15 protein-coding genes and 1 pseudogene are annotated in these 14,970 nt (G+C 38.9%); 15 read left to right on the top strand and 1 reads right to left on the bottom strand.

The window, feature by feature from the left end:
* Nucleotides 1-27 precede the first annotated feature (27 nt).
* The gene (locus tag AB3I72_RS12990; RefSeq protein WP_002355063.1) at nucleotides 28-288 is read right to left on the bottom strand and encodes a metal-sensitive transcriptional regulator; all 261 of its coding nucleotides are present in this window, start codon (nucleotides 286-288) and stop codon (nucleotides 28-30) included.
* Between the two features lie 168 nt (nucleotides 289-456).
* Here AB3I72_RS12990 and AB3I72_RS12985 point away from each other — a divergent pair, with 168 nt between their 5' ends.
* The 15 genes and pseudogenes from AB3I72_RS12985 to AB3I72_RS12915 form a co-directional block, all read left to right on the top strand.
* Entirely contained in the window at nucleotides 457-771 is a 315-nt protein-coding gene (locus AB3I72_RS12985) for a rhodanese-like domain-containing protein (protein WP_002375669.1), read from the top strand.
* Nucleotides 772-2,421 (top strand): FAD-dependent oxidoreductase, encoded by a 1,650-nt coding sequence (locus tag AB3I72_RS12980; RefSeq protein WP_078122446.1) that lies wholly within the window; start codon nucleotides 772-774, stop codon nucleotides 2,419-2,421.
* Nucleotides 2,414-2,713, top strand: coding sequence for a rhodanese-like domain-containing protein (locus tag AB3I72_RS12975; RefSeq protein ID WP_002355066.1), 300 nt, complete (start codon nucleotides 2,414-2,416; stop codon nucleotides 2,711-2,713). Before AB3I72_RS12980 ends, AB3I72_RS12975 begins: the two co-directional genes overlap by 8 nt.
* A gap of 171 nt (nucleotides 2,714-2,884) precedes the next feature.
* Nucleotides 2,885-4,051, top strand: coding sequence for an efflux RND transporter periplasmic adaptor subunit (locus tag AB3I72_RS12970; RefSeq protein ID WP_078122448.1), 1,167 nt, complete (start codon nucleotides 2,885-2,887; stop codon nucleotides 4,049-4,051).
* Entirely contained in the window at nucleotides 4,044-4,718 is a 675-nt protein-coding gene (locus tag AB3I72_RS12965; RefSeq protein ID WP_002365285.1) for an ABC transporter ATP-binding protein, read from the top strand. The genes AB3I72_RS12970 and AB3I72_RS12965 overlap by 8 nt, the downstream gene beginning before the upstream one ends.
* Nucleotides 4,715-5,923 carry an ABC transporter permease gene (locus tag AB3I72_RS12960; RefSeq protein WP_078122449.1) on the top strand — a complete coding sequence of 403 codons (1,209 nt, stop codon included), beginning with the start codon at nucleotides 4,715-4,717 and terminating at the stop codon, nucleotides 5,921-5,923. The genes AB3I72_RS12965 and AB3I72_RS12960 overlap by 4 nt, the downstream gene beginning before the upstream one ends.
* Nucleotides 5,924-6,303: 380 nt before the next feature.
* The gene (locus AB3I72_RS12955) at nucleotides 6,304-6,969 is read left to right on the top strand and encodes a helix-turn-helix domain-containing protein (RefSeq protein WP_078122450.1); all 666 of its coding nucleotides are present in this window, start codon (nucleotides 6,304-6,306) and stop codon (nucleotides 6,967-6,969) included.
* A 96-nt stretch (nucleotides 6,970-7,065) separates the two neighbouring features.
* Nucleotides 7,066-8,514 carry an amidase gene (locus AB3I72_RS12950; protein ID WP_078122452.1) on the top strand — a complete coding sequence of 483 codons (1,449 nt, stop codon included), beginning with the start codon at nucleotides 7,066-7,068 and terminating at the stop codon, nucleotides 8,512-8,514.
* Nucleotides 8,515-8,579: 65 nt separating this feature from the next.
* Nucleotides 8,580-9,107: a histidine phosphatase family protein gene (locus tag AB3I72_RS12945; RefSeq protein WP_061100937.1), complete on the top strand. Its 528-nt coding sequence runs from the start codon at nucleotides 8,580-8,582 to the stop codon at nucleotides 9,105-9,107.
* 121 nt (nucleotides 9,108-9,228) lie between these two features.
* Entirely contained in the window at nucleotides 9,229-12,042 is a 2,814-nt protein-coding gene (locus tag AB3I72_RS12940) for a sigma 54-interacting transcriptional regulator (RefSeq protein WP_078122453.1), read from the top strand.
* Nucleotides 12,043-12,113: 71 nt separating this feature from the next.
* Complete coding sequence (locus AB3I72_RS12935) at nucleotides 12,114-12,515, top strand: PTS sugar transporter subunit IIA (protein ID WP_078122455.1); 402 nt, start codon at nucleotides 12,114-12,116, stop codon at nucleotides 12,513-12,515.
* Between the two features lie 19 nt (nucleotides 12,516-12,534).
* Entirely contained in the window at nucleotides 12,535-13,029 is a 495-nt protein-coding gene (locus AB3I72_RS12930) for a PTS sugar transporter subunit IIB (protein WP_002355078.1), read from the top strand.
* A 23-nt stretch (nucleotides 13,030-13,052) separates the two neighbouring features.
* Nucleotides 13,053-13,802: a PTS sugar transporter subunit IIC gene (locus AB3I72_RS12925; protein ID WP_002355079.1), complete on the top strand. Its 750-nt coding sequence runs from the start codon at nucleotides 13,053-13,055 to the stop codon at nucleotides 13,800-13,802.
* The gene (locus AB3I72_RS12920; protein WP_002359140.1) at nucleotides 13,802-14,653 is read left to right on the top strand and encodes a PTS system mannose/fructose/sorbose family transporter subunit IID; all 852 of its coding nucleotides are present in this window, start codon (nucleotides 13,802-13,804) and stop codon (nucleotides 14,651-14,653) included. Before AB3I72_RS12925 ends, AB3I72_RS12920 begins: the two co-directional genes overlap by 1 nt.
* Before the next feature lie 11 nt (nucleotides 14,654-14,664).
* Nucleotides 14,665-14,970, top strand: a pseudogene (locus AB3I72_RS12915) (SelA-like pyridoxal phosphate-dependent enzyme); the annotation flags it as partial.

The following is a 14,970-nucleotide window of genomic DNA, read 5'->3' as shown; positions in this document are numbered from 1 at the left end:
TCTTTCGCTGAATAAGTTTGCGTTGTTTTACTTTTTGACAATCATATTAATCGCTTGTGCTAATCGCTCTTCTTGTTCTTTAGGATCTTTTTCAGGATTTTCAAAGCAATGCTTTAAATTCTCCGCAACTATCATCCCCATTACGCGATCAATACTAGAACGGACCGCACTCAACTGAGTGATAACATCGATACATTCTTTTTCTTCATCAATCATTTTTTGAATCCCGCGAATTTGACCTTCTGTACGGCGTAAACGATTCAGCACTTTCTTTTTTTCTTCAGTCATTTTGCCCCTCCTTAAGAGTAGTGATTGGTTTAAAATATACCTACACGAGGTATTTTTGTCAACTATCTTTTCTTTGAATCTAAAAATGGCAGAAATCTCTTCAGTTGACAAGTCTAACTTTTTCATGTTAAATATACCCCGTAAGGTATATAAGAGAAGGAGAAAAAGATGTTATTTCAATTGTTTAAAAAAACGCCAAGTATTTCAGCAAAGGAATTGCAGTCACGTTTATCTAAAGAGATAACGTTATTAGATGTCCGAACACCTAGCGAATACCGCGCAGGGCATATTCCACAAGCGATTAATGTCCCACTCAACAAAATTCCCGCCTACAACAAATCCGCTAACGAAGTCTATGTGATTTGCCAGTCCGGCATGCGCAGCAAAAATGCGGCCAAAATTTTAGCGAGAAAAAACTATCACGTGATTAACGTTCGTGGCGGGATGTCCCAATGGTCTGGTCAAATTAAAGGAGGAAAATAAATGAAAATTGTAATTATCGGAGGCGTTGCTGGTGGTATGTCAGCAGCGACACGTTTACGTCGTTTAATGGAAGATGCTGAAATTGTTGTCATGGAAAAAGGCCCTTTTGTTTCATTTGCAAACTGTGGTTTGCCTTACTACGTTTCTGGCGAAATCGCAGAAAGAGAGCAACTGCTTGTTCAAACACCCGAAGCGTTAAAGGCACGGTTTAATTTAGATGTTCGTCCTCACCATGAAGTCGTGGCGATTGATCCAATAGAAAAAATGATCACAGTGAAACATGAAACAGAAATTTTAACAGAACACTATGACAAATTAATTTTATCACCAGGGGCGAAACCTTTTGTGCCACCAATTACAGGATTGGCAGAAGCCAAAAATGTCTTTTCATTAAGAAATGTTCCTGATTTAGATCAAATTATGACAGCCTTGACACCAGAAACAAAACGAGCCGTCGTGATTGGCGCAGGCTTCATTGGCTTGGAAATGGCAGAAAACTTACAAAAACGCGGATTAGAAGTCACTCTCGTGGAAAAGGCACCCCATGTTTTACCGCCATTAGACGAAGAAATGGCCGCTTTTGTCAAAGCTGAATTAAGCAAAAACAATGTTCAAGTAATTACGGGACAATCTGCGGTTGCTTTTGAAGAAGAAGGGCAAGTGATTCGCTTAGAAGACGGTCAAACATTAGCTTCTGATTTAACCATTTTGTCGGTGGGTGTCCAACCAGAAAATACCTTAGCAGTTGAAGCAGGTGTAGCAACTGGTTTACGTGGCGGTATCGTTGTTGATGAACACTATCAAACGAATCAACCCGATATTTATGCGGTTGGGGATGCTATTGTAGTGAAACAACAAATTACTCAAGAAGATGCGCTGATTTCTTTAGCTTCTCCCGCCAATCGCCAAGGACGTCAAGTAGCGGATGTGATTGCTGGGTTAGAGAGAAAAAATCAAGGGAGCATTGGGACTGCCATTGTGCGAGTCTTTGATTTAACCGCTGCTTCAACTGGTTTAAGCGAACGAGCTGCTAAAGCTGCTGGACTAACAACAGCTGTTGTGCATATCAGTGGAAAAGACCATGCGGGGTATTATCCTGGCGCAACAGATCTTCAGTTAAAATTAGTTTTCCATCCTACGACAGGGGAAATTTATGGCGCACAAGGAATTGGGGCCAAGGGTGTAGATAAGCGGATTGATATTCTTGCGACCGCTATTAAAGGACAGTTAACTATTTTTGATTTGCCTGAATTAGAGTTTACCTATGCTCCGCCGTTTGGTTCAGCAAAAGATCCTGTGAACATGTTAGGCTATGCAGCGATGAACCTTGCAGAAGGATTGAGTGAAAACGTTCAATGGTATGAGTTATCCAACGAATTAGCTAAGGGGGCTGTTTTATTAGATGTCCGTAATCCCGCCGAACGAGCCAATGGTCACTTTAAAAATGCTGTTTCTATTCCTTTAAATGAGTTAAGAGAACGTTTGAAGGAATTAGACAAGTCAACGGAGTACATTGTTAGTTGTCACAGCGGTTTGCGTAGTTATATCGCAGAACGGATGCTAAAACAAGCGGGCATCTCAGCCAAAAATTTAGATGGTGCTTTTGCGCTATATCGAATGGTAAAACCGGAGGAACTAGAAAATGTATAACACGATTGGCATGCCTGAATTTTATCAGGAAGCAAAACGAAAAAAATTACCGATTATTGATGTACGAGAAGAAATGGAATACCAACTGGGGCATGTCCCTCAGGCCATCAACTTACCTTTAAGTACTTTAACCGAAAATTATCAGCAATTAGATAAAAACCAACCCTATTATCTGATTTGTCAAATGGGATCGCGCTCCGCACAAGCGTGTGCGTTTCTCAGTCAACAAGGGTATCAAGTAACCAATGTTCTAGGTGGTACATCTGGCTGGTTGGGTCAATTAGAACAATAAAATAACAAAAAACGTTTATCCTTTTACACAGGATAAACGTTTTTTTGTTAGATAAAGATGTGTCAAAACTGTAAGAGGAATGATAGGAAGATGAAGGGACCGGTTTTTTTATTCATTATATACTAAATAAAATGACAAACTCGTCAACAGAAATCAAGGAGGAACAAATAAATGAAAAAGTCAGGCCAGAAGAAGCGAAATAAAAAAGTGTGGTTCGGTATTGGTGCCGCAGTGGTCGTCGTCGGATTTATCGGAGCAAAAACAGTTTTTTCTTCAAAAGAAGTTGAACCTGAATACACAACGTATACCATTACAGAAATGGCCTCATTAAAATTAGATGGTCAAGTGAGTTTTCTAGATACTCGGGATATTTTCTTTGATCCTTCTTTAGGAAAAATTGCCGAAATAAATGTTGAAAATGGTAAAGAAGTCAAGAAAGATAGTCCATTGTTAACGTACAATAACTCAGACATCCAAGCCACAGAAACAGAACAAGCGAATGCCGTTAATCGGAACAATCTTCAAGTTCAACAAGCACAAGAGAACGTTAACTTAGCCACTCAAAAATACAATGAAGCGTTAAACAAAGTTGCTGCAGCCAAGCAAAAATTAAACACCGCAAAAGAGGCTGAAGAGAAAGAAACACTAAATGCGGAAATTCAGCAATTGAATGAAGCTGTTAGTGCTGCGAATAGTGAAGTCGCCCAAGCTAACCAAGCCCTTCAATTAGCCAACAGTGATGCTGTCGGAGCAGCAAACACGCTTGAACAAACACGTGGCAAAGTCAACACAGTCGTTACAGCACCAATTGATGGCCAAGTCACTGTTGATGCTAGTGCCATGAGTAGTACCGACAAACCAGTCATTAAAATTGCAACACAAAAGAAAAATATTCAAGGAAAAGTAACCGAGTATGATTACGATAAATTACAGACAGGGGAAGAAGTAACAGTGACGACCGTTGGTTCAGGTAAATCAGCACCAGGAAAAATTGTTTCCATTGCGCAAACCCCAATAGCTAAAAATGAAGGCAATCCAGTAGTGAGTTATCAATTTACAGTAGAAGGTGATTTTCCTTGGGTAGAAGGCTTGTCTACTAGCATCGCTGTACCGCAAAAACAAATGATTATACCGACAGCAGCAATCCAAAAAGAAGGCGAAAAAGAATTTGTCTATGTTTACAAAGCGGGCAAAGCGAAAAAAACACCGATTGAAACAGAAACAAATTTAGGTCGTAAAGTTGTCAAAAGTGGCTTGAACTGGAAAGACCAAGTGATTGCCAATCCCAATAAAGAATTAAAAGATAATCAAGATGTTCAGGTAGCTGCCAATGATTAAGCTAGCCCATATTCATAAATATTATTATTCCGAAGAAGAAACACTGCATGTGTTAGATGATATTAACCTCCAAGTAGACGCTGGAGAATTTTTAGCGATTATGGGTCCTTCTGGTTCTGGGAAATCGACTTTGATTAATTTGCTAGGCTTTATTGATAAAAAATTTGAAGGAACGTATTTGTTTGAAGACCGTGAAATTGGCGACTTTTCTGATAAGGAACTATCCCGAATTAGAAATGAAGCAGTCGGCTTTGTCTTTCAGAATTTTAGTTTAATTGAAACACTAACAGTTGAAGAAAACATTGAATTGCCTCTTTTATATAGTGGGTTAACCCCAAAAGAAGCCAAAGATCGTGTCCACGAAGTTCTGACAAAAGTCGGCTTGCCAGATAAAGGCAAGAAGCATCCAAAACAACTTTCGGGCGGGCAACAACAACGTGTGGCCATTGCGCGTGCGATTGTCAATCGGCCAAGTTTTATTATTGCAGATGAACCAACTGGGGCTTTAGATAGTAAAACATCGGAAGAAATTTTAACGCTCTTTCAGCAATTAAACAATGAAGGTGTCACCATTATTTTAGTGACACATGATGAAGAAACAATTGAATACTGCAATCGTTTGATTAAAGTTCGTGATGGAAAGATTTTAGAGGAGGTGCTGACATGAAACGTTCAATTATTTGGAAAACCGCCTTCCGTTCCATTTTGAAAAATAAGCGACGCAGCTTGTTAACGATGCTAGGGATTGTCATCGGGATCGCTTCGGTGATTACCATCGTGGCTATCGGTAACGGCTTTAAAGAAGACATGGTCGATAAATTATCTGCTGAAAAACAAAAAGAAAATGTGAAAAAGATTTCTTTTTCGGCCTACAACACTTCGGATATGTTTAGTGACCAAGCGATGTTTACCGACAATGATTTAGGGGTCGTGCGCATGGTTCCTGGCGTAGAAAAAATTGATTTTGATCAAAGAGAAGTTGATGGCGCCCCAAAAGGCACACTGAATTTTCAAGCAGGACCGAAAAATCTTTCCGTAACCTATGAACTTGCCGACAAAACCACCAAAGAATTGTTGGCGGGACGCCAACTGAATGATGGAGACAATGCAAAAATGGATAAAACAGTGGTGGTGGATGAACTGGTTGCCAAAGAACTCTACCAAGACCCGACTGCAGCAGTTAATCGAACTTTTCCATATAAAGAGCAACTTTTTACCATTGTTGGCGTGACAACCAATACCAGCGGTGCCATTGGTCCAGGTAATGATGACTCATTACTTTATTTTCCCAAAAAGACCTATGAACATTATTTCGGCAAGCTAAAAGATACATCTACGTTGAAGCTAACAGTGGCACCTGGCTACCAACCAGATCAAGTATTGAAAGAAACAATAAAAACTCTCTCTCAACAAGGAACCATGAAAAACAGCGGGACGTATCAAGAATATAATGTTAAAGATACCATCAAAGAAATGGGCTCTTTATTAAATAATTTAACCTTGTTTATTTCCGCAATTGCGGCTATTTCACTGGTAATTGCTGGGGTCGGCGTTATGAATATGATGTACATTTCGGTCTCAGAACGGATTAAGGAAATTGGTATCCGACGTGCATTGGGCGGGACAGCCAGTGATATTAAAAAGCAATTCTTAACAGAAGGGATTGCCTTGACCTTAATCGGCGGAATTACTGGTTATCTTTTAGGAATGATTATTGCCTACTTAGCCTCAATGGCACTACCGTTTTCTGTTCGACCAGATTTAATGACCGTTTCATTAGCCATTGGGATTTCTGTCTTTATCGGGGTTGTATTTAGCTATTTCCCTGCCTCGGCAGCTTCGAAAAAAGACTTGATCGATATTATGAAATAAATATAAACAGCAAAAAAACAGCCACTTTTGGCTGTTTTTTTTAGTGAAAGTAGAAAAAAATCCAAAGATTTCAAGAGAAAATAGCTAACAAACGTCAAAAGGTTGATAGCTAATGTTAACTTTTTGACGTTTGTCAGCTAAATAAAAAAGAAAAAAATTAAAAAAATAGCACGTTGAGGATTAAATAACAAATATTTTTTAAATAAGACTATTGGAAATCCTTTATAAATCGGGGATTACAGGAATGACTGTTAATGACTGATTTGATTGTAAATTTCTAAATTTTAATTCGAAAAAATTCCAGTATACTAAATATATCAAAACAAAACACGAAAATTGAGAAAATTTTGAACTAAAAAAGAATTAAGGAGGAATCAAGAATGAAAATAATGGTCATCACAAAAAATATCTTAGCAGAAACTGCTTTTCAAAACCGCTTACAGCATTTAGATCACCAAGTTTTTTGTACGACGTGTCTGATTGGTGAAATTAAGGAAAGTCATTTGTTTTATCGGAAATTTGATGCCATCATTCTCAGCGAAACGATTCCTCGCAAAGAACAATATTTATATCTAAAGGAATTAGCCAGAGTTAAAACGCCGTTGTTTCTTCGCTCCGAAGACATTCCTACCTCGGAAGAATTGAACATTAGCTATCAATATGGCATTCTCAATTGGCTACGATTAGATGCGACTTTGGATACATTAAGAGAAAATATCCTTTTGGCAGAATTAAATAAACCCATCCAACGAGAAGATGAAAAGTTAGATGTAGAGGGAATAAAGCTAACAGCCGCAGAACGTGCACTACTCGCTATCTTGTATAGTACGCCAAAAGAACACTTACCAATGGAGCGCCTTTGTAAATTAATATATGACACAGAAGAAACAGCTAATAATCGAAAAAAAATGACCAAACAGCTGACAAAATTAAATAAAAAAATTCAAGTAGGGGGCTTTAAAAAACAAGGTATCCAAAATACACGTTATAAAGGCTACAAACTGCATCCGCAGTTGCTTCCTTACATTGGCGAATTATTTACTTAAATTAGAGAAGCACTTGACGAATGAAAATCACCATCACAGGATGACCCCTAAAAACCATGCTATACTAATAAGGAATAGTATAGGAGGTGGGTCTGTATGAAAGACGGACTATATTGGGTACAACAATTAAAAGAACAGAAAGTAAGTCACACAGAACTCTTAAAGGATATTGAGAAAAAAGTCCAAAAGTTAAATCCAAAGATCAATGGCTTTGTAACCTTTGACAGCCAAGAAGCAGAAGCAACTTATCAAAAAAATAAACAGCAGGACACACTATTTGCTGGTTTGCCATTTCCATTGAAAATGTTAGGCCAAGAAAAAGCGGGGTGGTCAGCAACGGCCGGCTCGCAACTTTTTAAAAATAGTACTGCAACAACGACCTCTAACTTTGTCAAACAAGCAGAAACGATTGGTTTGGTGCCCTTAGGACAAACCAACGCCCCAGAGTTTGGCTTTAAAAATATTACGGATCCTGCTCTTTACGGGCCAGCCCGCAATCCTTGGAACCTGGAACATTCGCCAGGCGGTTCCAGTGGCGGCGCTGCCGCAGTTGTCGCTAGCGGGATTGTTCCTATCGCCGGCGCTAGCGATGGCGGTGGCTCCATCCGAATTCCCGCCTCTTTTAGTGGTTTAATTGGCTTAAAACCTAGCCGTGGCTCCATGCCTGTCGGCCCAGAAGGCTGGCGAGGCTGGCAAGGTGCCTCGATTGACTTTGCGTTGACTATTTCTATGAGAGACACCAAAGCGTTATTTTATGGCCTACGTGGTAGCCACAGTGGCGCCCCCTACCAAGCGCCCTTGGCAGAATGGCAAACACACCCTAAAAAACAACGGCTAAAAATTGCTCTGTGTACCGCTTCGCCTATCGGCTCACTGATTTCGCCAGAAGCAACACAAGCGGCGAAACAAGCGGCTGATTTTCTGGCAGCCGCTGGCCATGAAATCATTGAGATTCCTTATCCAGTCGATGGTGGAGCGCTGATTCGCTCCTATTATCAAATGAACGGCGCAGAAACTACAGCGATGATGAATAGCATTCAACAGGGGCTCGGGCGCCCAATTCGTAAAGAAGAAATCGAACCTTTTTCATGGACCATGCATCAATTTGGCCAAAAGATTCCAGCAGCCACCTATGTTCATTCATTACAGTTGTGGGATCAAGCAGCAGTAACGATGGAAGAACTTTTCCAAAAATTTGATCTGTTTTTATCACCAACAACGGCTTTTTCAGCACCAAAAATTAACGAAGATTTGCAAAGTGAGCACATTCGTCAACGAATGGCGCAAGCAGCAGAATTAACAGAAGCAGAGCTAGCTGAATTAATCTATGATTATTTTGATAAAAGTTTACAGCTAACACCGTATACTCAACTAGCGAACTTGACAGGACAACCAGCCATCAGCTTGCCCACACATGTGACGGCAACGGGGTTACCCTTAGGCATTCAATTGCTGGCTGCTCGTGGACGTGAAGATCTCTTATTCCAAGTAGGTGAACAGCTTGAGCAAGAAGGCAAATTTAAATTACCAGAAAGTTACCGCTAAATAGGGTGTTATTGTGACCAAATTTCAGATAAAATAGACACAAGACAAAAAACTGAGGTGGAAAAATGCTGTACGTAGTGAGACATGGTGAAACAGATTATAATGTGGCCCGTAGAATTTGTGGTCATGCGGAAGCGCAATTGACCGAAAAAGGCTATCAACAAGCGGAATTGGTAGCTGAAAAAATTGCCAAACAAGGAATTCAAATCGACCGTTTACTGGCGTCGCCTTTAAAACGGGCGCAAGAAACAGCCCGTAAAATTGCGGAACGAAATCAATTGACGATTGAAACAGAACCTCGTTTAATTGAGATGAATTTTGGTATTTATGATGGTGAACCGATTGAAACAACGGCTTTCCAAGAAAATCGTTCTGAGATTTCCTTGCCATTTCCAGAAGGGGAATCGGTCCTAGATGTTGCGGCTCGAATTTATCCTTTGATTGAGGAAGCCTTAGCTTCAGAGGAAACTTACCTATTTGTTTGCCACAATGCGGTTATGCGAGTCATTGATAACTACTTCAATGGTAAAAAAATCCAAGATTTCTTGGACTTTCATTGTGAAAATACACAACTTGTACAATACGGAGAATAAAAATCAAGTCTTTAATCTTTTGGTTAAAGACTTGATTTTTTTTATGGTAAATAAGAAACCGCTTCCGTTTTAATGTATAATAAATTAACTTTTGGATCAAAAAAGAAATGGGGAAAAGACTATGAGAATTGATAATATTCATCAAGCGTTAAAACAGTTTCACGTACAAAATCCAAGTAGCAAAGCAACCTTGTTACCCGCAACGGCTTCGCAATTAAGTCAGGCCTCTGGCTATACCCGAACCGCTGTTAGTGAAGAGCTTTCAGAATTAGTGAGAAAAGACCAAGTCGTTAAAGTTAAATCTAGACCAGTGTTATTTTTTGATAAAGACTACTTAGAGGAACAGTTTCCTTTTTTTAAAAGTAGCACGTGCTACGATTCCCTCGCTTCGCTGCAAGAGGATATTTATCAACAGACAGAACAGATACATAAGAAAAAGCAGCTACTGAAAATGAATCCATTTGCGAACGTAATTGGTTTTGATGGGAGCTTAGCAGACGCCATCAAGAAGTTGAAAGCCGCTATTTTATATCCGCCTAATGGCTTGAATATTTTACTTACTGGAGAATCTGGAGTTGGGAAAACCTTAATTGCAGAACAATTACACCAATTTTATCAAGTTAAAATGAACCAAGAAGTTCCATTCATTTATTTTAATTGTGCAGAATATTTCAACAATCCAGAATTATTAACTTCTCATCTGTTTGGCTATAAAAAAGGCAGTTTTACTGGTGCCGTCAATGACCAAAAAGGCTTAGTAGAGTTGGCAGATGGTGGTTTTTTATTTTTAGATGAAGTCCATCGATTAACGAGCGAAGGCCAAGAAAAATTGTTTACAGTTTTGGATAAAGGGTATTTTACACGGATGGGTGAAGCCGAAAAACAAAGAAATGTATCGATAAAATTTATTTTTGCAACAACCGAAGCAGTCAATCAACATTTTTTGAAAACGTTTTTAAGAAGGATCCCTGTGACATTAGCCATACCAGCTTTAGCCGAGCGCTCTTTGAAAGAAAAAATTCAATTAATTTTGTCCTTTTTCTTAGAAGAAAGTCAACGGATTCAAAAGAATATCCATATTCGTTATGAGGCGTTGAAACAATTAACGTTTACTCATTTTGAAGCCAACGTTGGCGAATTGAAAGCGGCGATTCAATTTATGAGCGCACAAGCCTATTTAGAGGTGTTCGATCAATTAACGGAAACTATTTGCATTGAAGCAAACGAGGGGACAGTCAAAGAGCAACCTGATGTAGAAAGTCTGCTGGCTTTTAATGAGTGGATACCTAACGATGGCCTCACGATTCAATACAACCATTTTTATTTAAGCAGTCAAGAGTTACTCAAATCAGAAAGTCTGAAAAATGATCGTTTTTATAATTTTCTATTGAAAGAATATGCAGATTTGAAAAAATTAACTCTTTCGACAGAGGATGCGCTAGCAATCATGCAAAACAAAGTCGAGCAACTTTATGATATGGACATTTTTGCTCAAGAACCGCTAGCCTTAGAGGCCATTGACGAAACATTGCAGCCAAAAATTCAAGAAGCCATTGTCTTTTTTGAACAATTAATCCAAGAAAAATTGACAGAGGATTTCCAGAATATTTTAATTGTCCACCTTTATTCTGCTGTTTTTTATTCTGCACAAATGAATGAAACATTTTATTCAGATACCAAAAATATCTATTCTGGCAAAGTCACCCAGTATCAAGCTGCTAAGACCATGGTGGACTTTTTACAAACGTTGTTTGGGATTTCTTTTGCTGATACGGAAATCCTCTTTTTCGATCTATTTATTCGTAAAGTCACAGCTAAAAAAAGAGCGCACTCAGTTGAAGAAAACTGTGGCGTTATCGTCGTTGCACATGGTGCCGCAACGGCCAGCAGCATGGTTGAGTACACCAACCTTCTGTTCTCAACAACGGTCATGCGTGCAGTTGATATGCCGATTAATCAATCAGTGGAAGAAACATTAGAAAAAGTTCGTACAATTGTAAAGCAAAATCAGTATAAAAAAATTATTTTAATGGTGGACATCGGTTCTCTGGTTTACTTTGGTAATGCTATCAGTCAAACGTTTCAAATGGAAGTGCTGCTAATTAGCAATATCAATCTCTTAACATTGCTAGAAGTGGCCCGAGAAGTCATTTATGAATCGACGGCGTTTGAGTATCTATTACCAGTCTTAAAAGAAAAAAATCATCGCGCCTTGATTTGCAGTAAAGGTCGCTTCAACGAGGCAAAAGTTCTCATTATTTCCTGTCTAACTGGTATGGGGACCGCTATTAAAATTGAACAGTTGTTACTAAAAACTTTTCCTAATGAATTACTAACGAATGTACGCATCATTACTTTAGAGAAAAGAGAAGTGGAAGACATTGATCGCTTGCATTCTTTTGTTCGGAAAGAAGAGAAAATCGTTGGCATCATTGGCACCGTAAAGACAGAAGTGCCAGATATTCCGTTTATTTCTTTACAAGATTTACTATCGAAGCGGGGCATTCAGCTAGTTTTCGAATTATTAGGCCATCATTTAGAAGAAAAACAAAACCAAGAGTTACTAAAGAAAGTTTCAGCTAAATATATTCAAGGATTATCAATCGAAGCTATTACAGACTTACTAACGGTTTTGAATCCTACAACCATTTCAATCGAATTAGCTAAGATTTATTCAGACATTTGCTTGCAAACTAAAATAAAAAGTGACGAAAAGGTTTTACTTCGTTTTATCATTCATTGTGCCTGTATGTTAGAACGGCAATTGTTGAATCCAGAATATGACCCGACAGCTTATGAAGTGTCATATCGAGAGTTGCCAGAAGCTGTATCTGTCATAAAAATGGCGTTTCGACCGCTTGAAGTGTCCTATAATCTGTTGATTCCACCTTTGGAAGTGCGCTATATTTATGAATTGCTCTTTGAAAAGGCTTAATTCAAACGGAAATGAAAGTTGGCACACTTATTGCTTTTAATAAAATGATTAATTAGCAAAGGAGTTTGTTTATGGAAAATGAACCAATTTTACTTTTAACACACAATGGTTGGGGCTTGGAATTAGTCAAAAGCGTCCAGATGATTGTAGGAGAAGTCACAAATGTACATGAAGTAGCATTACAAGCAGAGGATTCACTGGGGGATTATTTAGAACGAGTCACAGAAAAAATTGAACAGTTAACGTGGCACAACCAGCTGCTAATTTTAACAGATGTTAAAGGTGGCACACCTAGTAATGTTGCATTGCGTTTATCAAAAGATTATGACCTCCTGATTGTGTCCGGATTATGCACATCGTTATTATTAGAATCCGTCATGAAACAAAATGGTCCTGGATTTCGTTTACAAGATGCAGAGATGATTCAACAAGCAGCAGTAGACAGTTGTCAAATTTTAGAAATTCCAAAATAAGAAAGTATAGGTGAACAGAATGTCAAAAATCGTATTAACAAGAGTCGATAGTCGTTTAATCCATGGACAAGTAGTGACTAAATGGTTACAACAATCAGGTGCAAATGAAATTTTGGTAGTGAGTGATGAACTAGAGCAAGATGAATTTTTACAAAGTATTTATTTAATGGCGGCGCCTCCAGGGGTTTCTGTAGTAATTAAAGGGATTGAAAGTGCCAAAGAATATTGGGAATCGCAAGAAAAGGAAGAGAAAAAGGTGTTATTTTTAGTGCCAGATTTAACGACCTTAAAAGCGATGGTGGACCAAGAAATTATTAAAGAGGAGATTCAAGTTGGTGGCTTAGGTGGCGGACCAAATCGGAAAAATGTTTTAAAAAATATCAATTTATCTGAAGAAGATGTTGCAATTTTGACTGAACTTTTAACGAAGGGCATCCATGTTTTCTTCCAAGCGATTCCCGAAGAAAATCCCCTACCAATTCAAAAATTAATTGAAAAATATCAATCACTATAATCAGAGAAAAAGGAGAGAATCATATGGGCGTTTTAGGTGTTTCAATTATTATGGGACTTTATTATTGGTTTGCACGTTTGCGTTTTGGGTACACATTTTCAGGCATGCTGTCTCAGCCATTAGGTGCAGCGTTGGTGGCTGGTTTAGCAACAGGAAAACTTAGTGAAGCAATGGTTGTGGGGGCGGGGATTCAACTTGTTTATCTCGGAGTCACCTCCACACCGGGCGGCAATGTGCCTAGTGATCCGGCTTTAGCTTCAGCAATTGCGATTCCAATTGCTTTAGGTGTGGGAATGAATGCCGAGGCGGCTGTTGCACTAGCTGTTCCTTTTGGTGTGTTAGGCGTCTTTATGGATCAATTACGGCGGACCATCAATGCGACGTGGGTGCATATGGCTGATAAATATGCGGAAGAGTTAAATTATGGGGGGATTTACCGAGCTGCGTTTGTTTATCCAGCTTTAGCGGGATTTTTAATTCGCTTTCCGTTGGTTTTTGCGGCGAACTTTTTTGGTCAATCTGTGGTGAATAAAGTCTTAGAAGTTATCCCAGCATGGTTGATGCACGGCTTTGAAGTAATGGGTGGTATTTTACCAGCGTTAGGCTTCGCCTTAACAATTATGGTAATTGGCAAGAAAAATTTGATTCCTTATTTTTTAATTGGTTTTGTTGCAGTAGTATATTTTGGCGCAGAAGTTATGGCCGTCGCTATTTTAGGAATCTGTATTGCCTTTTTAGTTAGAAATAAGGCATTGAGTGAGGAGGCAGCATAATGGAACAAATGACACAAGCAAATGAACAACAATTGGAACAGAAAAAAATTACTAAAAAAGAATTATCCAAAGCCTTTTGGATTTATCAACTAGGTTGTGAATTATCAAATTCTTATGAACGTCTTCAAAGTTTAGTTTTTTGTGCATCGATGATTCCTGCAATTAAAAAACTTTACGCAGACGATGAAGAACAACAAAGAGAAGCTCTGAAACGTCATTTGAATTTTTTTAATACTGAAGGAACAGTAGGGGCTTCAATTCAAGGGATTGCAATTGCTATGGAGGAAGAAAAATCCAATGGTGCAGCGATCTCTGATACGGCGATCACATCGATTAAAACTGGGTTGATGGGTCCGCTGGCTGGGATTGGCGATTCGATTATTTGGGCAGCATTAATGCCGTTAATCATTTCCATTTTTATTCCAATGGCTAAAGGAGGTAACGTGATTGGAAGTATCGGTCCGTTGGTTCTGTACACAGCCATTACGTTATACATCAGTTGGACATTAGTGAATAAGTCCTATACATTAGGGCGTAATTCAATCTTAAGTTTGTTAAAAGACGGCAAAATTAAGCAAGTCATTTATTCAGCAAATGTTTTAGGAATGATGATGATGGGCGCTTTAAGTGCGAGTTATGTTAAAATTGCTAGCCCGATGACGTTTAAAGTTACTGGCGGTGCCACGATTGTTTTACAAGATATTCTAGATCAAATTATGAAAGGGTTACTTCCTTTAGCAGCAGTCATGGCTATTTATTTCTTCATGGTAAAGAAAGGCCCACGTTACGGTATCATTATCGGCACGATTGTCTTAGTTAGTTTGGTCACTTCATTCTTTGGTTTGTTATAAAGGAGAAAATAATGAATAGTTACGAAAAATTCCACTTAAAAGAAGTCATCAATGCTTCTGGGAAAATGACCATTCTAGGTGTCTCCAAAGTTTCGGAGGCAGTCCTAGCGGCGCAACGATTCGGCGGCGAACATTTCTTTGAAATGAGTGAACTTAGTGTGCAAACAGGGGCCTTTTTAGCCAACTTGTTGAAGGTAGAAGATACCCAAATCGTTTCCTCGGCTTCAGCGGGGATTGCCCAATCGGTGGCTGCCTTGATTGGAAAAGGCAGCTTGTACCACGCGTATCATCCCTATACAGAAAAGATCGAACAACGG

The sequence above is a fragment of the Enterococcus sp. GC34 genome, assembly GCF_040886645.1.
Lineage (GTDB): Bacteria > Bacillota > Bacilli > Lactobacillales > Enterococcaceae > Enterococcus > Enterococcus faecalis.
Note: the sequence above shows the minus strand (reverse complement) of the source record. Positions and strands in the feature narration are given on the sequence as shown.

What these genes read in the sequence shown, in the direction of transcription:
- AB3I72_RS12990 (WP_002355063.1), bottom strand. Translation starts at nt 288, where the DNA reads ATGACTGAAGAAAAAAAGAAAGTGCTGAATCGTTTACGCCGTACAGAA.
- AB3I72_RS12985 (WP_002375669.1), top strand. Translation starts at nt 457, where the DNA reads ATGTTATTTCAATTGTTTAAAAAAACGCCAAGTATTTCAGCAAAGGAA.
- AB3I72_RS12980 (WP_078122446.1), top strand. Translation starts at nt 772, where the DNA reads ATGAAAATTGTAATTATCGGAGGCGTTGCTGGTGGTATGTCAGCAGCG.
- AB3I72_RS12975 (WP_002355066.1), top strand. Translation starts at nt 2,414, where the DNA reads ATGTATAACACGATTGGCATGCCTGAATTTTATCAGGAAGCAAAACGA.
- AB3I72_RS12970 (WP_078122448.1), top strand. Translation starts at nt 2,885, where the DNA reads ATGAAAAAGTCAGGCCAGAAGAAGCGAAATAAAAAAGTGTGGTTCGGT.
- AB3I72_RS12965 (WP_002365285.1), top strand. Translation starts at nt 4,044, where the DNA reads ATGATTAAGCTAGCCCATATTCATAAATATTATTATTCCGAAGAAGAA.
- AB3I72_RS12960 (WP_078122449.1), top strand. Translation starts at nt 4,715, where the DNA reads ATGAAACGTTCAATTATTTGGAAAACCGCCTTCCGTTCCATTTTGAAA.
- AB3I72_RS12955 (WP_078122450.1), top strand. Translation starts at nt 6,304, where the DNA reads ATGAAAATAATGGTCATCACAAAAAATATCTTAGCAGAAACTGCTTTT.
- AB3I72_RS12950 (WP_078122452.1), top strand. Translation starts at nt 7,066, where the DNA reads ATGAAAGACGGACTATATTGGGTACAACAATTAAAAGAACAGAAAGTA.
- AB3I72_RS12945 (WP_061100937.1), top strand. Translation starts at nt 8,580, where the DNA reads ATGCTGTACGTAGTGAGACATGGTGAAACAGATTATAATGTGGCCCGT.
- AB3I72_RS12940 (WP_078122453.1), top strand. Translation starts at nt 9,229, where the DNA reads ATGAGAATTGATAATATTCATCAAGCGTTAAAACAGTTTCACGTACAA.
- AB3I72_RS12935 (WP_078122455.1), top strand. Translation starts at nt 12,114, where the DNA reads ATGGAAAATGAACCAATTTTACTTTTAACACACAATGGTTGGGGCTTG.
- AB3I72_RS12930 (WP_002355078.1), top strand. Translation starts at nt 12,535, where the DNA reads ATGTCAAAAATCGTATTAACAAGAGTCGATAGTCGTTTAATCCATGGA.
- AB3I72_RS12925 (WP_002355079.1), top strand. Translation starts at nt 13,053, where the DNA reads ATGGGCGTTTTAGGTGTTTCAATTATTATGGGACTTTATTATTGGTTT.
- AB3I72_RS12920 (WP_002359140.1), top strand. Translation starts at nt 13,802, where the DNA reads ATGGAACAAATGACACAAGCAAATGAACAACAATTGGAACAGAAAAAA.